20 protein-coding genes are annotated in these 14972 nt (G+C 39.4%); 9 read left to right on the top strand and 11 right to left on the bottom strand.

What is annotated here, in order from left to right; all coding sequences use genetic code 11:
- Positions 1-21 precede the first annotated feature (21 nt).
- Positions 22-1392, bottom strand: a complete 1371-nt coding sequence (locus IEV41_RS02675; protein ID WP_188386901.1) for a serine hydrolase — start codon at positions 1390-1392, stop codon at positions 22-24.
- Positions 1393-1642: 250 nt separating this feature from the next.
- Between IEV41_RS02675 and IEV41_RS02670 the strand changes: the two genes are divergently transcribed.
- Positions 1643-2353, top strand: coding sequence for a collagen-like protein (locus IEV41_RS02670; RefSeq protein WP_188386900.1), 711 nt, complete (start codon positions 1643-1645; stop codon positions 2351-2353).
- 159 nt (positions 2354-2512) lie between these two features.
- Complete coding sequence (locus IEV41_RS02665; RefSeq protein WP_188386899.1) at positions 2513-2746, top strand: helix-turn-helix domain-containing protein; 234 nt, start codon at positions 2513-2515, stop codon at positions 2744-2746.
- Between the two features lie 36 nt (positions 2747-2782).
- Here IEV41_RS02665 and IEV41_RS02660 read toward each other — a convergent pair whose 3' ends face one another.
- The gene (locus IEV41_RS02660; RefSeq protein ID WP_188386898.1) at positions 2783-3889 is read right to left on the bottom strand and encodes a hypothetical protein; all 1107 of its coding nucleotides are present in this window, start codon (positions 3887-3889) and stop codon (positions 2783-2785) included.
- Positions 3890-3945: 56 nt separating this feature from the next.
- Positions 3946-4839, bottom strand: coding sequence for a DMT family transporter (locus IEV41_RS02655; RefSeq protein ID WP_229722119.1), 894 nt, complete (start codon positions 4837-4839; stop codon positions 3946-3948).
- 173 nt (positions 4840-5012) lie between these two features.
- Between IEV41_RS02655 and IEV41_RS02650 the strand changes: the two genes are divergently transcribed.
- Together IEV41_RS02650 and IEV41_RS02645 are read left to right on the top strand one after the other, a co-directional pair.
- Complete coding sequence (locus tag IEV41_RS02650; protein ID WP_188386897.1) at positions 5013-5231, top strand: hypothetical protein; 219 nt, start codon at positions 5013-5015, stop codon at positions 5229-5231.
- Positions 5224-5463, top strand: coding sequence for a hypothetical protein (locus tag IEV41_RS02645; protein WP_188386896.1), 240 nt, complete (start codon positions 5224-5226; stop codon positions 5461-5463). Before IEV41_RS02650 ends, IEV41_RS02645 begins: the two co-directional genes overlap by 8 nt.
- Positions 5464-5500: 37 nt before the next feature.
- Here the strand turns inward: IEV41_RS02645 and IEV41_RS02640 are convergent, their stop codons facing one another.
- Positions 5501-6148 carry a toxoflavin lyase-like VOC family protein gene (locus tag IEV41_RS02640; protein WP_188386895.1) on the bottom strand — a complete coding sequence of 216 codons (648 nt, stop codon included), beginning with the start codon at positions 6146-6148 and terminating at the stop codon, positions 5501-5503.
- Positions 6149-6375: 227 nt separating this feature from the next.
- Here IEV41_RS02640 and IEV41_RS02635 point away from each other — a divergent pair, with 227 nt between their 5' ends.
- The 3 genes from IEV41_RS02635 to IEV41_RS02625 all read left to right on the top strand — a co-directional run bounded on the left by IEV41_RS02635 (position 6376) and on the right by IEV41_RS02625 (position 7643).
- Positions 6376-7008 carry a hypothetical protein gene (locus IEV41_RS02635; protein WP_188386894.1) on the top strand — a complete coding sequence of 211 codons (633 nt, stop codon included), beginning with the start codon at positions 6376-6378 and terminating at the stop codon, positions 7006-7008.
- Positions 7009-7121: 113 nt separating this feature from the next.
- Positions 7122-7448, top strand: a complete 327-nt coding sequence (locus tag IEV41_RS02630) for a DUF4257 domain-containing protein (protein ID WP_188386893.1) — start codon at positions 7122-7124, stop codon at positions 7446-7448.
- Between the two features lie 45 nt (positions 7449-7493).
- The gene (locus IEV41_RS02625; RefSeq protein WP_188386892.1) at positions 7494-7643 is read left to right on the top strand and encodes a hypothetical protein; all 150 of its coding nucleotides are present in this window, start codon (positions 7494-7496) and stop codon (positions 7641-7643) included.
- Positions 7644-7736: 93 nt separating this feature from the next.
- Here the strand turns inward: IEV41_RS02625 and IEV41_RS02620 are convergent, their stop codons facing one another.
- Positions 7737-8306, bottom strand: coding sequence for a DUF4256 domain-containing protein (locus IEV41_RS02620; RefSeq protein ID WP_188386891.1), 570 nt, complete (start codon positions 8304-8306; stop codon positions 7737-7739).
- A gap of 69 nt (positions 8307-8375) precedes the next feature.
- Positions 8376-8852: a glutathione peroxidase gene (locus tag IEV41_RS02615; RefSeq protein WP_188386890.1), complete on the bottom strand. Its 477-nt coding sequence runs from the start codon at positions 8850-8852 to the stop codon at positions 8376-8378.
- Between the two features lie 152 nt (positions 8853-9004).
- Between IEV41_RS02615 and IEV41_RS02610 the strand changes: the two genes are divergently transcribed.
- Entirely contained in the window at positions 9005-9226 is a 222-nt protein-coding gene (locus tag IEV41_RS02610; protein WP_188386889.1) for a DUF3925 family protein, read from the top strand.
- A 263-nt stretch (positions 9227-9489) separates the two neighbouring features.
- On the opposite strand, the gene IEV41_RS02605 is transcribed toward IEV41_RS02610, so the two are convergent.
- The 4 genes from IEV41_RS02605 to IEV41_RS02590 all read right to left on the bottom strand — a co-directional run bounded on the left by IEV41_RS02605 (position 9490) and on the right by IEV41_RS02590 (position 13734).
- Positions 9490-10653 carry a DEAD/DEAH box helicase gene (locus IEV41_RS02605; protein ID WP_188386888.1) on the bottom strand — a complete coding sequence of 388 codons (1164 nt, stop codon included), beginning with the start codon at positions 10651-10653 and terminating at the stop codon, positions 9490-9492.
- A gap of 19 nt (positions 10654-10672) precedes the next feature.
- The gene (locus tag IEV41_RS02600) at positions 10673-11182 is read right to left on the bottom strand and encodes a hypothetical protein (RefSeq protein WP_188386887.1); all 510 of its coding nucleotides are present in this window, start codon (positions 11180-11182) and stop codon (positions 10673-10675) included.
- 99 nt (positions 11183-11281) lie between these two features.
- A complete protein-coding gene (locus IEV41_RS02595; protein ID WP_188386886.1) occupies positions 11282-12970 on the bottom strand; it encodes a formate--tetrahydrofolate ligase in 1689 nt (562 codons plus the stop codon).
- 71 nt (positions 12971-13041) lie between these two features.
- The gene (locus tag IEV41_RS02590; RefSeq protein WP_188388652.1) at positions 13042-13734 is read right to left on the bottom strand and encodes a class I SAM-dependent methyltransferase; all 693 of its coding nucleotides are present in this window, start codon (positions 13732-13734) and stop codon (positions 13042-13044) included.
- A 70-nt stretch (positions 13735-13804) separates the two neighbouring features.
- Here IEV41_RS02590 and IEV41_RS02585 point away from each other — a divergent pair, with 70 nt between their 5' ends.
- Complete coding sequence (locus IEV41_RS02585; RefSeq protein ID WP_188386885.1) at positions 13805-14128, top strand: permease; 324 nt, start codon at positions 13805-13807, stop codon at positions 14126-14128.
- Positions 14129-14168: 40 nt separating this feature from the next.
- Here the strand turns inward: IEV41_RS02585 and IEV41_RS02580 are convergent, their stop codons facing one another.
- Positions 14169-14939, bottom strand: coding sequence for an oxalate:formate antiporter (locus IEV41_RS02580; RefSeq protein WP_188386884.1), 771 nt, complete (start codon positions 14937-14939; stop codon positions 14169-14171).
- Positions 14940-14972: the final 33 nt, after the last annotated feature.

The following is a 14972-nucleotide window of genomic DNA, read 5'->3' as shown; positions in this document are numbered from 1 at the left end:
TCTGAAGGGGATTTCTTCTTTCTATTCCTGTATACGAGTTGCTTTACTAACTTCTCCTGCTGTAATAATCATTTCATTCGCTTTCTCTTCCTTACCTACAACAAATTCAATTTCCAATGGAACTTGCGCAGAGAAAAATGTTGTTTCTGACGATGGTAATAGTCTTATTTTTTGTCCATTTGCTTTTACATATAACCACTTTTCCTCTACGAATATACTGAGTTTTTCCCCATCTCCCTCTACATATACCCCTACATATTTCGTATATATTTCAGGATTAATTGTTACCATTTCACGTTTTGGAGGTAATTGGGGGAATGTATAATCAAGGTCGAACGCAATATTTTCTAACGCTGCGAGTATCTCTAGAAACCATGAAAACCCTTGTGGCTTATTCGTTAAGTAGATAATCGTTCTATCTTTATCTATATAGCGCGACAAAGATGTTTCATATCCCGGCCAAGCTCCACCATGGCTCACTTCTTTTCCAATGTTTTCTTTCTCCTCAATTCCCCATCCATATCCATAAGGGAAACTACTTCCGTCACTTAATATCGTTGATTGGAATGCTTCCTTTACTATCTCCTTCGGTAATAGTTTCTCTGTATACAGCGCTCGGTCCCATTTCAGCAAATCTTCTATCGTTGAATTAACCGTTCCGTCCCCTTGAATACCATCTAGCCAATACACATAATTTGTCTCTTCATAGTTATCTGGTAGAACGTATTGGTTTTGTTCATATGAATATACATATCCGTACGCATAATTAGGAATACGACGTGGCGCATATCGCCGGTTATATACAGTTGTTCTTGTCATCTGTAGCGGCTCGAAAATATTTTTCTCTAGGAATTCTGCAAACGACCTGCCAGATGCTACTTCAATAATAGAAGCTAGTAACACGTATCCTGTATTGCTATAGTGCCACTTTTCATTCGGTTGAAATAGAACATCTTGTTTATACTTCGCTAATAGCGCTATAACATCATCATTCGTTGCAATCTTTGTTCTGTCCCAATGTTCCAAAAACAACGTCTCATAGTCTGGCAATCCAGACGTATGATTTAATAAATTTTTTATCGTTATATGTTTGTACGGAAGTACTGGAAGATATATGTCAATCGTATCATCATAGCGAAGCTTCCCTTGTTCTATCAACATCATCGTTGCTACTGAAGTAAATGTCTTCGAAACAGATGCCAATTCAAACATCGAATCTGCCGTAATAGGCGCTTTCGATTCCATGTTCAAGTAACCGCATGCATCTTTATAAATAACTTCGCCTTTTTCCGCAACTAAAACAGCACCGCTAAACCCTTGTTCTTCTGCTAATACCGTGAATAATTGCTTTAGTTTTTCTGCTTTCACAGAATTTGTTTCGATTCTATCCATCTATTCTCACACTCCGTTTATCGATTTATCCCTTGCATCATAAAGGTTCGACAACATACCTCCCAATCCTGTCTACATTAGTTTTTGTAACCATTTGTTACCTTTTTCACTTTCTCAAACTATGTACCTTCTCTAAAAAAGGCTCCACTTTCCCTATTCTATTATCCTAATAACAGGTCTTTGTCCCACTCCCTTTCTTCCATTCATTCATATCTTATAAGGATGCTATTCAAAGAAGAGAGGTTATACGATGACTAAGCATGACAAAGATTGTTGTTTCACATTCGAATGCGATTGCCCATGTCCGATTGTTGGCCCAACTGGACCAACAGGACCTACCGGAGCTAGAGGAGCAACTGGTTCCACTGGCGCGACTGGTTCTACTGGCGCGACTGGTTCCACTGGCGCGACTGGTTCTACTGGCGCGACTGGTTCTACTGGCGCGACTGGTTCCACTGGCGCGACTGGTTCTACTGGCGCAACTGGTTCTACTGGCGCGACTGGTTCTACTGGCGCGACTGGACCTACTGGATCAGGTGGAGTTGCATCTGCATTCCGCGCAAGTATACTAGCAGACCAATCTTACACGGCAGATACAGGTGTTACTGTTGTTTTTGCAAATGTTTCCTTCGATCTTAACGATGAATACAACGGATCTACTGCCTTTACACCGGCACAAGCAGGTATTTATCAAATCAATGTTCATTTCTCTTTTAGTTCGCTCACTACCGAGGTCTACCTATTAAATTCTGATATCTTTGTTAATACAAATGTTATCGCGAATGATTTCCAAGATAATTTACAAGGAAATGCGACTGTTACTTTGTCCACTATTTACGCTTTAAATGCAGGAGACACTGTATCCGTGACTTTCTTCGCTACAACAGATGGTAACATTACGAACTTAGCCCCTCCACAATCATCAGGCTTCTCAGCCGCAAGATTTCCTTTCTCCACTTAAATCAAAAAAGGAGGGGTACCTTAAGTAGCTATACACATTAACATTGAAGGAGTTTTCACATTTTCTTCCTATATTATTTAAATAAAAAAACCTCTTCCTTCCCATACTTAGTAAAGAGAAAGAAAAGAACTTATATCTATGTGTGAAGGAGGAAAGAATGTGGACATACACGAGTACATGACACCCACTGAAGCAGCATTCCGCTGGGGATTAGACCCCGACTTAGTAGCTCAACACTTACAAGACGAGGAAATCATGAGTCCGTACTTATCAAAAGGATGGGCGAAGTCATTTCGCCATCCCTCTTATGGAACGAAAGAATGGATTATTACGGAACATGTCATGCTTGATTTACACGGAACCGCTCCTTCCAACGAATGCGAAGCACCGTGATGTAAAAAGGGCCTCTCATTATGAGAAGCCCTTCTTCTATTCCAATACATGAACAAATAACGAACCGTTATCACGGCTATACACAACTACTCGATCATCATACGTAAATAAATCTAGTACAGATTCTGCTTCCAACACGTCTTGTTGCTCACCTGTTTCCATATCGAAAACGATAATTTTCTTGCCACCTTCATTCACGTAGAAATAGCCACCTCGTATGAGCGGATTACTATAGACGGCCGTTTCATCCTCATGAAAATAATGGAACAACACACGTCCAGTCGACATTGATGTCACACTTACCTCCCCAAGGTACGTATCCACCCTATAATCTCCGTATACGTATACCGGAGCACTATCATCTAAGTGAAGCTCCCTTTCTTGCATGGAGCTATCTTTTTTCTTTATTTGTAAAAGGCGCGTCTTTGAATGATCAGCGTTTGTTATATCTTTTGTTAAAACTAACGTATCCTCTATCCCAATAATATCTCGATAAAATCCCCCTGTAAATCCTTCTCCTTGTTGAACCGCCTGTAATCTCTCTACTTCCTTCTTCTCTCCCGTTTCGATATCATACATCATTAATGTACTCGTCACCGTATTCTTTCGTTTCTCCATTTCAACCCAGTAAACAATTTTATCTTGCTCAATCAGCGCTGGCATACTTAAACCAGGGAATTCCTCATACTTTTTCACTGTTCCTATATGTTTCTTTTCTTTCGTACGTAAATCATACTGCTTTATATGCGAATAAGCCTGTTCTCCTTTTTGCTCGCCTTCTATCCAAATAATACGCTCGTACATACCAATAGAATTTTGAAAATCGGCAACAGTCATTATTGTTTCACATTGCTTCGTCTCCAAATCCATCACTTGCAAGGAAGAGCTGTATACGTTATTTGGAATCTGCTGGACAACGTAACGATCACTAACATACTCTAGCATAACCTTACTTGCCTCTGTATCACACACAGACTTCCCTAATTCAATCGTCTTCTTTGCTTTATTTGTCGTAGCTAATACCCTTTCACTAACTTTCTCTTCTTTCCCCACTTGGTTCGGTTGACTTTGTTGAAACAAGATATTCCCACCAACGATAATAGCCAACAGGATACATACTAGCCCAACTACACGTTTGTTCATAACAACCTCCTAGAAAGCAGTAAAATATTAATAATGGTCTACTATATCATAATCCCCTATGACGCCTTTTCTTGTACGATTGTACGTGGCCGTGGCTTCACAAATGTACATACCATCCCAATAAAAATAAGTGCAATACCAGCTACTTGTAACCAAGTTGGCAAGAAGCCAATTAAGAACACATCAGACAAAATAGCCGTCACAGGATTCAAGAAGACAAGTGCTGAACTAATCGAGGTTGGTAACTCTCGCAAACTATCGAAGAACAACACGTACACGATACCGGTATGTATTAACCCCGTTGCGATAATATAGATCCAATTTGTCATCGTAAGACCGATAAATGCATCGAAATCAGCAAATGGTAGAAGCATTACTACCCCAATGGATGTTTGAATGAACGTCACTGCATACGTGCTCACTCCTTGGATGCCTTTCCCTCCAACCATTAACAGCGCATAACAAATTGCAGCTAAGAAAGCAAAGCCAATTCCCGAAGCTAGCAAACTATCTACCGAAATAGACGAACCTTCCCCCGCAATAAGAATTGTCCCTACCAAACACGCCACCATTGCGAGGAACGAGAAGATTGATAGTTTCTCCTTAAAGACTATACTCCCTAGCACAAGCGCAATCACAGGTGCTAGATGATAAATAGACGTTACAATTGTAATGGATGCACCCTCTTCTCCAAATGCGGTAAATAAAAATACCCAGTTCCCAATAAGAAAGAAACCACAAAGAATAATTTGCATCACACTTCGCCTTTGCCACTTCTCTTCTTTATATTTTCCAGTTGCATACCATAGCCCACCTAAGAACACCATCGCACACAAACAACGTACAAATACTAACTCAATTGCAGGGATACCTGTTTGTTCGGAAAAGAACCCGACAGAGCCAAATATCATCATCGCAAGGGCCATCTTGCCTACTGCCCATCCTTTCATATCTATCTCTCCTTTCTTTGTACTAGTCTATCACGTTGAGAGAAAATTCTCACATTTCTAACTCTCACGCTACCTGTTGATTGTAACGGAAAAAAAGTGCTATACTTGACTTTATGGAAAAGTATAACGTTTTACTTTTCTCTATGATGATTAATGATGAAGGAGAAAGAAAAGTGGAAAAGAAAGATACTATTCAAAAATCTATTACTGATACGTACTTCCTATTTATCCTCATTCTAGGCGGAATTTGCATTCTGTCTTTCATGTCGATTATTTCCTTACATATGCCACCGTATCCAATCGATAAAGCATTATTTTGGACATCTCTTGCTGGAACTGTAGGTTTCATTATTGAGCTAAAACTTTCTAAGAAGGGGGATACACATGAATAATTCAAAAACAAACTGGTTACAAAACATTCCATTTAGCATCCTGTTCATTGCTATCGTTGATTTCTTATTATTAAAGGAATTAATTCCATTTTACAGAGACTACGAAGACAAGGATGTTGCCCCATTCATCCTTGCTGCTATCTGTGTATTAGTAGTTGTAACATGCATCATTCTTATCGGATTTGCACGTGTTCGTTTCTTACAAGCGAAGCAACGCCTACAGGCCAAATAATGAAAAAGCTCCTCACGAAGAGGAGCTTTTTCATTATTTATGCTACATTTCGAATAATCCCCTGATCTGTCACAATTGTAACCGGTGAGGCAATTGCTTCTTTCGATGAAAACAACCATCTTCTCCCTACTGGTCCCAACAAAATGAACGTCCCATCTTTGTATTCTCCGACAAAATTCAATTCCGCCTCATCTACTCGCTCACGTACATACATACCCTTTCCTTTCATTTCCCTCGCATGCTCCGCCACTGTATTCGTCGTTACACTCATTTCACTAATACATAAAACATTCTGTGATGAAAATACTGTATCAAGGGAAGAAGATGACGTTTCTCTTCTTGCAATATACTCCACAATATTTCCAGCTGGATCTTCAAAATAACATGAATTTGCTTTCGAATCGGTAAAATTTATTTCATCCATGCCGTCTTCTTGTAATAACCCTACCCGATCTAAAAGCCATTGCTTCGCTTCCTTGAATAAATTTTGATGAATATTAAATGCAAAGTGATAATAGTAATGATTTTCTTCTTTATCTTTTATAAATTCCAAGACACTTTCTCCAATTTGAAATGATGCGCTATCTTCATTCTTTGATAGAAGAGAAAATTGCAAAACATCTTGATAAAATGCGACCGTTTCTTCAAATTTTGAAATAAGTAGTTGAGCTTTTTCGATTTTCATTATGAATCCTCCTTTGACTTTCTTTCTATCCATAGATTACCAACTAATCACATCAATAAGAACACTACAAAGAGGGAGAAACGCTCGAGAAATAGTATGAAACAAACCTCCTACTTTTGTATGAGTTCCTTCACACAATTTTCTTGTAAATCCTCACAAAATCGCCATACGTGCATATACTATATAGTATTTGCAAACATATACTTCGTATTGAAAGGTGGAATCAGATGGAACCCATTACGATTGGGATGAGCCAATTTCTAGATTTTACGCTGAAACATACGATGTTATCCAAAATGAAAAAAGTACAAGAAATCAAAAATCAAGGCGCCTATCACCCTATCCGAGATCATTGGAAGGAATTTCGTGAAGCACTCGCCTCTTGTTGTAAGAACCAACGTGATCTTCGCGATATGGAAGTATTACTGCGTGATATTCCAGAACGCAAGAAGAACTCGTATGCAAGTTTACTAGATGTCTTCCTCAAATTTATCCGTAACAAAGATGTTACAGCTTTCGTCCCACCAAACGTACATTGGAAATACAGCGATGCACTACTCGTTCGCGCTACACCAGAGATTGGTCTTACCATCAACGGCATCCCACATCTTATCAAAATTTTCTTCAAAGGCGATACTGTCGCCGTATCAAAACGTAACATCCAACCAACTTTAACGCTTATGGAAGATGCAACAAAAGATTGTGATCTACTCGCATACACCACCCTCTCCACACTCGATATTAAAAAAGGAAAACTCCACACATTAGACCGAAAGAATCCACTCGTCCTCCAAGCACTCCGACACGAAGCCCAATTATTCTTGCAAATTTGGCACGAACAGGCAGTTTTTGTCGATTAATTACTATAAATTTCTCTTCAAAACTCGTCCTCCTTTGCATAAAATAGAACTAAGATTCTTTTTTCATCTAGATACACACTTCTTACTTTTCGTGTGAGAGGAGGTATGCAAAGATGAATACTATTTATTTAGCTGTGATCATCGGCGGGTTCACTGGTATCATTTCTCATATGCTCAAGAATAAAAAAGTTCTTATCTTTCCAAAGAAACGTAAGAACGGAGTCCATTTAGGATTTATTGCTGATTTTCTCGTTGGCTCAGCTGCTGCAGTGTTCACAATTACGTACTTGCTGCCCGATTCAAACGACTGGAAGACAGTAGTAGGCATCGCTATTCTTGCAGGTATGAGTGCCGAAAACATTCTACTCTACCGCGAACTAAGTACAGAGAGAGCAAAAGTAGAAGGATTAGATAACATCCAAAAGAGACTAACAAACTAACCTTATCTATTTATATACCTTAGGGGTTTTTAGGGGGAAACGCATATGTCATGGGACAAATTAACTGATGAAGAAAAAGAACGTTACTGCTCCTTGAAAGAATGCATGATAGACGCCCTTTCCGTAAAAGAAGTACAACTATACGAACGGCTAATCCACGAACTATTAGATAAAGTAAACGAACGACAAAAATAAAAACAAAGCAGGCCAATGATGCGCCTGCTTTGTTTTTATTTTTGTTTATTATCTGAGTTCCTCGTTGTCCAACAAATCAGGAATCCACCCTGCTTAAACCGTTAACGAACCACGGAAACCTCTTGCCGCGTAGTACGAATCTGCTCCGTTATGGTACACGAATACATGACCAAAGCGGTAATCGCAGAAAATCGCACCGCCAAGTGCACGAATATCAGAAGGAGTTTGTACCCAGCTCGACGTCTTCTTATCGAAATCACCAAGTTGTTGCAATGCACGATATTGTTCTTCCGTTAGTAGTTCAATTCCCATTGCAGCTGCCATATCAATGGCGTTATTTTCTGGTGGATGTTTCTTTCTTGATTGCAGCGCTTCAAAATCATAGCAAGCACTTCTGCGGCCTTTAGGACTTTCTCCTGAACAATCAGAAAATGTGTACTCGTCCGTCTCTTTATCATAATGGATAACATCCGGTTCCCCTTCCGTTCGTTCCATTTCATTCAGTGACCACAATTTATCGGGATGAGCCTCTAGCTTTGCTTGAACGTTAGCCCATTCAACACCTTCATGGCGGTTCATATTTTTCTCAAAACGTTTTTTTAATATGTTCAGTAATTCTTCACGTTGTTCTAGTGACAATTCTTTTGTGTTTGTCATGTTCATTCCATCCTTACTATTGTTACTTGTAATAATTTAAGTATATATAATTACTTGTTTTATAATCAACTTATTTTATAATAGCTTTTCAATCTCCTCGACAATCTTCTTCGGCTTTGTTTTCGGAGAAAATCGTTTCACAACATTACCATCTCTATCTATAAGGAATTTCGTGAAATTCCATTTGATAGAAGTCGAACCTAATATACCTGGCGCCTCTTTCGTTAAATAATTATAGAGTGGATGCGCCTCTTCTCCTTTTACGTTTATCTTTTGAAAAATCGGATAAGCTGTACCATAGTTTAAGAAGCATGCCGTCGCAATTTCCTCGTCTGATCTTGGTTCTTGATTCGCAAACTGGTTACACGGGAAGCTTAACACTTCAAATCCACGTTCATGATACATTTCGTATAGTTCTTGCAACTCGGCTAATTGTGGTGCAAATCCACAATTTGTTGCAGTATTGACGATGAGTAATACATTCCCTTCATATTCCTTCATCTCTATCTCTTCTCCGTTGTTTCTTTTTACTTGAAAATCATATATTGTCATTTCTATCCCTCTTTTTCTGTTTTTTCTGAAAAATATAGTCAAATTGGTAGACAAATTACATTACCTATAATACAATGTAAATGTGAACAATTTGTGACAACTAAGTGTCAGAAATGTGTCAAAACCTATTTATGAAAAGGCAGGTGAATACGATGAAACGAAATAAAAAACACGGTATGTCAAATGCACAATTTTACTTCATTCTTTATGTAACTGCACTCTTTTTTGTAGGTTGGATCGTAGACACAACTGGTATTATTAGCACATCTTTCAACTTATACGGCCTAATCTTCGTGCCTACTATCGGTAGTGCTATCGGATATACCGTATGGAAGATATTCAACAAAAAGCCTAAACTATATGTTGTACGTTAAGTATAACATACTACACAATGCGTATACTTATGTTACATTCCCCCGAATGTACAATTTGTATAAAAAAAGAAAGATGGTTATGAGCGCCATCTTTCTTTTTATTTTGTTTTTCATGGAAAGGCTTGGTTGACCCCTAGGCGTGGACGCTTTTCGCGGGCGAGAACGAGTCTCTTCGCTTTCCCCGCTGAAGTCACCACTCGCAGTGAAGTGGATAAAATGTCCTTCATTCCCAAAAAATCAACCACACCATTCAATAATAAACCTTATTTCATTTTCTTCTTCTTCACTTTTACACGTGGGACGAAAGGCTTCTTGTCTACTAACGTTCCTTCGAAGATTTCTTTCTTCGCAACGTCTAAGTTCAGCTTACGTGCTAATGCCATTAAGCGTTTTTCTTCATTTTCTGTTACTAATGATAGAACTGTTCCTGCTTTACCCATACGTCCTGTACGGCCTGAACGGTGAACGTATTGTTCCGCTAACTCTGGTAAGTCTAAGTGGATAACATGTGTTACGTCATCAATATCAAGTCCACGTGCGGCGATGTCTGTCGCAAGTAATACTTGGATTTTTCCTTGGCGGAATGCTGTTAATGTCGCAGCGCGCTCTTGTTTACGTGCATCTGAATGTAGCACTCCTACACGTACTTTGCGGAATTTCAATTTTGACGCCATATCATCTAATTTGTACGCATCATTTAAGAATACAAGTGCTTTTACTTGTTCCATATGAACAAGTTTACGAATGTTATCTAACTTGTGACGTAACTCACTTACGATGTATAAGTGCTCAACATTTGTGACAACTTCACTCTTGCTGATGCGCTCTACTGTTGCTTCTGGTGCGATTTCTTTCGTAACTTGCTCTACGTTCGGTGAAATTGTCGCAGAGAAGAAGACTAACTGACGATCACGTAACGTCGTTTTCACGATGTCTTTTAACGATTGTGTCATGTTCGCTTTAATTAGTTGATCGACTTCATCGAAGACGATTGTTTTTACTTCGTGCATTTTGATTTTTTTCATTTTAATCAATTCTTGCACACGACCTGGTGAACCAATTAGTACGTGTGGACGCTTCTTTAATCGCTCGATTTGGCGCTTCATGTCCGCACCGCCGATTAATGTCACAGCTTGAATACCGCTACCTTCTGCAAATTTCTGTACTTCCATATGTATTTGCATTACTAATTCTCGCGTCGGAGCCAAAATAAGCGCTTGAGGAGCTGATTTTTCTGCGTCAATTTTCTGTAGCATTGGTAGGACATACGCTAATGTTTTCCCTGTTCCTGTTGGAGACTCAGCGATAATATCTTTTCCTTCTAGTATTTGTGGAATTGCTTTCTCTTGGATTGGCGTTAACTTTTCGAATTTCGCCTTCTCCCAAGATTTCTGGATAAATTCTTTCATTTCTTTCATTACTGTCATTGTTATTCTCCTTTACTCGTTACATCCATTTACGAAGCTCTTCGATTGTTTCTACCATATATTCAATCATGACTGGCAAATCATCAATATGATCTTCATTGATACCTTTATTAAAGTGTATATCTATTATATATTCATACGCTACATTCTCTTCACAAGGTGCATACGAAAGGCGTTGCTTAATTGTTCTTCCTTCGCCCCACTTCGCCTGTAGCATATGTTGCATCTCTTTATATGTCGCCACATTCTGTTCGACCATTCCGGTAAAACGAACGCCAATCTGACAGCTTGACTCTGTCTGATGTTCCAACACTTCATCGCTCCAATTTTTCGCATCGACACGTAATTGTAGCGTTGCCGTAATTGGTGCATCGCCTACTCGAAACGAAATTTCATAATGACGGCCCATATGTGCCATATCAATCATATCTTTTCGGTCTGTCACCTGTATGATGCCGTCTAAATCTAAATCGTATACAGCACCTTCTGTGACAACTTTTAAATTTTCGAAAATAGTTGGATCAAACATCGTTGGTTTCCTCCTTATGACAAAAAGAAAACCAAGCGTCGTGTCTATTCCAACGCTTGGATTCTTACGAAAGTCTATTCTATCATATAACGTAACTTTTTAGAATAAGCCTACTGCATTTCCGTCCGCATCTACGTCCATTTGAAGGGCAGCTGGCTTCTTCGGAAGACCTGGCATCGTTAATACGTCACCTGTTAAGGCAACAATGAATCCCGCACCAATCTTCGGACGTAATTCACGAACTGTAATTTCAAAGTCTTCTGGACGACCTAATTTCGTCGCATCATCTGACAGCGAATATTGTGTCTTCGCTACGCAGATTGGCAAGTTACTCCAACCTTCTCCTTCAAATTGAAGAAGTTGTTTCTTCGCTTGTGGTGTGAACGTTACTTTCGTTGCGCCGTATACTGTCGTCGCAATCGTCGTTAACTTCTCTTCAATCGATGCTTCTACATCGTATAATGGCTTGAAGTTATTTTCGCTTGTTTCAATTATATGTAGCACTTTCTCCGCTAGATCAAGGCCACCATTACCGCCTTTTTCCCATACTTCTGTTAACGATACTGGATAGCCATTCGTCTCGCACCAGTTCATTAAGCATGCGATTTCATTGTCACTATCGGCAACGAAACGGTTCACTGCGATAACAAACGGTAAACTGAATGCTTGAATTGTTTCCACGTGCTTTTGTAGGTTTTGTAAGCCATTCTCAAGCGCTTCTACGTTCTCTTCTTTTAACGCGTCTTTCGCTACGCCACCGTGCATTTTCAGCGCACGAATAGTTGCTACGATAACAACCGCTTCTGGCTTGATGTTTGCACTGCGCGCTTTAATATTTAAGAACTTCTCCCCACCAAGGTCGGCTCCGAATCCACCTTCTGTTACAACATAGTCGCCTAGTTTAGACGCCATTTTCGTTGCGATAACACTGTTACAACCATGGGCAATATTGGCGAACGGTCCACCGTGAATAATAGCTGGTGTATGTTCTAACGTTTGTACTAAGTTCGGCTTAATTGCATCTTTTAATAGAAGTGTTAAGGCACCTTCTACACCTAAATCATGTACCGTTACTGGCTCGTTGCTTGTATTGTACGCTACAACGATTTTTGCTAAACGTGTTTTTAAGTCTTGTAAGTCATTCGCTAAGCAAAGAATGGCCATAATTTCCGATGCTACTGTAATATCAAATCCGTCTTCACGTGGTACACCTTGTACTGGTCCACCTAGACCGATGACGATTTTGCGAAGCGCACGGTCATTTAAGTCCACAACGCGCTTCCACATAATTTTACGTGTATCAATTTGCAACTCGTTTCCTTGTTGCATATGGTTATCAATGAATGCTGCTAAAGCGTTATTTGCTGTTGTAATCGCGTGAATATCGCCAGTGAAATGAAGGTTGATTTCCTCCATCGGAATAACTTGTGAATAGCCGCCACCAGTTGCTCCACCCTTGATTCCCATTGTTGGTCCAAGCGATGGTTCGCGAAGTGCAACAACTGCATTCTTGCCTAATTTATTTAACGCTTGCCCAAGTCCTACTGTTACCGTTGACTTTCCTTCTCCGGCAGGCGTCGGATTAATAGAGGTAACGAAGATGACTTTCCCATCCTCTTTGTCCTGTAATCGGTTAAAGATATCTAGTGATAACTTCGCCTTATAATGACCGTATAGTTCTAATTCCTCTTCTACTATGTCTAATCCATTTGCTATATCTTTAATCGGTTTCTTTGCTGCTTCTTGTGCAATTTCGATATCTGATTTAACTGGTACTTTTATTGTCATGTCCTCTACCTCCACCTGATTCTATTTGCATCTTTATTTTAGCACGCGTGACTCCGAACTACCAAGCATTATCACGCCTTCTTCTCCAGCATGAACACCCACATGAACGACAACGATTGTTTCAGTGATATCGACAAGTCCGCTATACATATCTCCTCAACTCCTCGTTTATACACGCCGTATCCATCGATATGTACAAATCCGTTCTCACAGGCAAGGCGGCCAAATTCCCATGGCATCATCGTATTACACACGACTTTCTCCCCGTATAAGCGTTGATAGCTTCTCTCACGTGGCTTTGCAGTTGGTCCCAATATTGCCACACAACACTTCCCACCATCTTCTAACACACGGTAAAATTCTTGAACAGCTTGCAGCGGGGATTCCGTCCATTCCACAGACGTAATCGCCATAATACTAGCAAATGTCCCGTCTTCAAATGGCATGTGGCACATATCCCCTTTTACAAACGAGACGTTTTTCTCTTTATTATGTCCAGTTGCAGTGTTTACCATTTCTCCGGAATAATCCATGCCAACGACGTTGTATCCTTCTTTCGCTAACAAGTACGAACCGTAGCCATCCCCGCAACCAACATCCAGTATGTTTGCTCCTTGTGGTACATATTTCTTCATAAATGGTACGACACCACTCCGACTTCCATTGTCCCACATGTGTTTGCTTCCATTGCTCCAAAACGATGCATTCTCATTCCATAACTTTTCGCCTTGCTCTAACCACGTCATACACGTTCCCCCTCTTATATTTTCCATTTATAAATCGAAAACACGTAAGCAAAACTAACAGTATCTTGCAGTAGAAAGTGAGGTTATTATGAAAAGATCAAGCAACAAATACCCATATCACCGCACCAAAAAGAAAAAAGATGACGAAGAATACGCAGCAGAAATTTCTCCTTCTATTCACTCTTATGCAACTTCTAGTGAGCGCTATTCCAACAGAAGAGTAGGACTCACTATTGGATATACAGCTTTATTTATCGCATTGTCCTCCCTTGTCTTCTTACCTTTCATTTTAGGGACAACGGCAATTATTTTAGGAACAATCACATGGATATTCCGCCAAAAGGTTCTCGCTTTCACCACAATTGGATTTGGACTTTTCTCCGTCATTTTCACGATCATCTATAACACATAATGTAAGAAAAAGGCTGCCCGCGGACAGCCTTTTTCTTGTATTAACTTTCTAATCTCCATTGTTGCTCTTTCTTCATATATACCAATTTCCCATAAATTGAGGAAATTTTTGAATATTTCTCTTCGTACGTAAAGAACTCCATCGATTCCCTTCCGCTTTGAATCTTGTATATCGGGATTTCGATTGCCTTCCTTGTATCTACTTTCTTCGACAAATCAATAATCATTCCTTCTTCCATGATAGGGAGCAGAGCTTCCATCACATGAATAGAAATCGATGATAGTTGTTTCGGACGTTGGAAGAAAAACATTTTTCGTTTTTGTGAATCCGAAAGCTTTAATGGAATAACATTACATAGCATAAATAAAAAATCATACAGCTTTTTATAGTATACTTTCGTATAACGACCATCTTCCTCAGATAAATAAGCATATGTATTATTTAAAATAGGAAAAAACGCTTTATTTAGCGGCTCTTTCATATGCCCTAAATAGAGCAACGATGCAATTTCAGACGGTTCGAGTTCGTCTAAATCACTACTATCTTCAAAATCTACCCAACAAAACTCTCCATACTCATGGACATCGTCATCCATCAATCGTGCCACGTTCTCTTGCTCGACATAATCAAAGCGTGACATAAGATTGAAATCAGCCCATTCGAATCGATGCTTTAACAACAACACATTTTTCAATGGACATACGAGTGAGCTTGAGAACTCTTCAAACGTAATCCCTGTCGTCGTATAACATTGATTATGACGATCTCCATTAATATAGATAATATCACTAAGGTCTTCTAAGTCTGCCAATAAATTTGACCACCTTTACTCAATTATTGATTA

Origin of the sequence: Priestia taiwanensis (assembly GCF_014638355.1) — a bacterium.
Taxonomy (GTDB): Bacteria; Bacillota; Bacilli; order Bacillales; family Bacillaceae_G; genus Priestia_D; species Priestia_D taiwanensis.
The sequence above is the reverse complement of the archived record's forward strand: the minus strand, read 5'-3'. Positions and strand labels throughout refer to the sequence as shown.

Coding starts and splice junctions, on each gene's coding strand:
- IEV41_RS02675 (WP_188386901.1), bottom strand. CDS start 1,392: ATGGATAGAATCGAAACAAATTCTGTGAAAGCAGAAAAACTAAAGCAA.
- IEV41_RS02670 (WP_188386900.1), top strand. CDS start 1,643: ATGACTAAGCATGACAAAGATTGTTGTTTCACATTCGAATGCGATTGC.
- IEV41_RS02660 (WP_188386898.1), bottom strand. CDS start 3,889: ATGAACAAACGTGTAGTTGGGCTAGTATGTATCCTGTTGGCTATTATC.
- IEV41_RS02655 (WP_229722119.1), bottom strand. CDS start 4,839: ATGAAAGGATGGGCAGTAGGCAAGATGGCCCTTGCGATGATGATATTT.
- IEV41_RS02645 (WP_188386896.1), top strand. CDS start 5,224: ATGAATAATTCAAAAACAAACTGGTTACAAAACATTCCATTTAGCATC.
- IEV41_RS02640 (WP_188386895.1), bottom strand. CDS start 6,148: ATGAAAATCGAAAAAGCTCAACTACTTATTTCAAAATTTGAAGAAACG.
- IEV41_RS02635 (WP_188386894.1), top strand. CDS start 6,376: ATGGAACCCATTACGATTGGGATGAGCCAATTTCTAGATTTTACGCTG.
- IEV41_RS02630 (WP_188386893.1), top strand. CDS start 7,122: ATGAATACTATTTATTTAGCTGTGATCATCGGCGGGTTCACTGGTATC.
- IEV41_RS02625 (WP_188386892.1), top strand. CDS start 7,494: ATGTCATGGGACAAATTAACTGATGAAGAAAAAGAACGTTACTGCTCC.
- IEV41_RS02620 (WP_188386891.1), bottom strand. CDS start 8,306: ATGAACATGACAAACACAAAAGAATTGTCACTAGAACAACGTGAAGAA.
- IEV41_RS02615 (WP_188386890.1), bottom strand. CDS start 8,852: ATGACAATATATGATTTTCAAGTAAAAAGAAACAACGGAGAAGAGATA.
- IEV41_RS02610 (WP_188386889.1), top strand. CDS start 9,005: ATGAAACGAAATAAAAAACACGGTATGTCAAATGCACAATTTTACTTC.
- IEV41_RS02605 (WP_188386888.1), bottom strand. CDS start 10,653: ATGACAGTAATGAAAGAAATGAAAGAATTTATCCAGAAATCTTGGGAG.
- IEV41_RS02600 (WP_188386887.1), bottom strand. CDS start 11,182: ATGTTTGATCCAACTATTTTCGAAAATTTAAAAGTTGTCACAGAAGGT.
- IEV41_RS02595 (WP_188386886.1), bottom strand. CDS start 12,970: ATGACAATAAAAGTACCAGTTAAATCAGATATCGAAATTGCACAAGAA.
- IEV41_RS02585 (WP_188386885.1), top strand. CDS start 13,805: ATGAAAAGATCAAGCAACAAATACCCATATCACCGCACCAAAAAGAAA.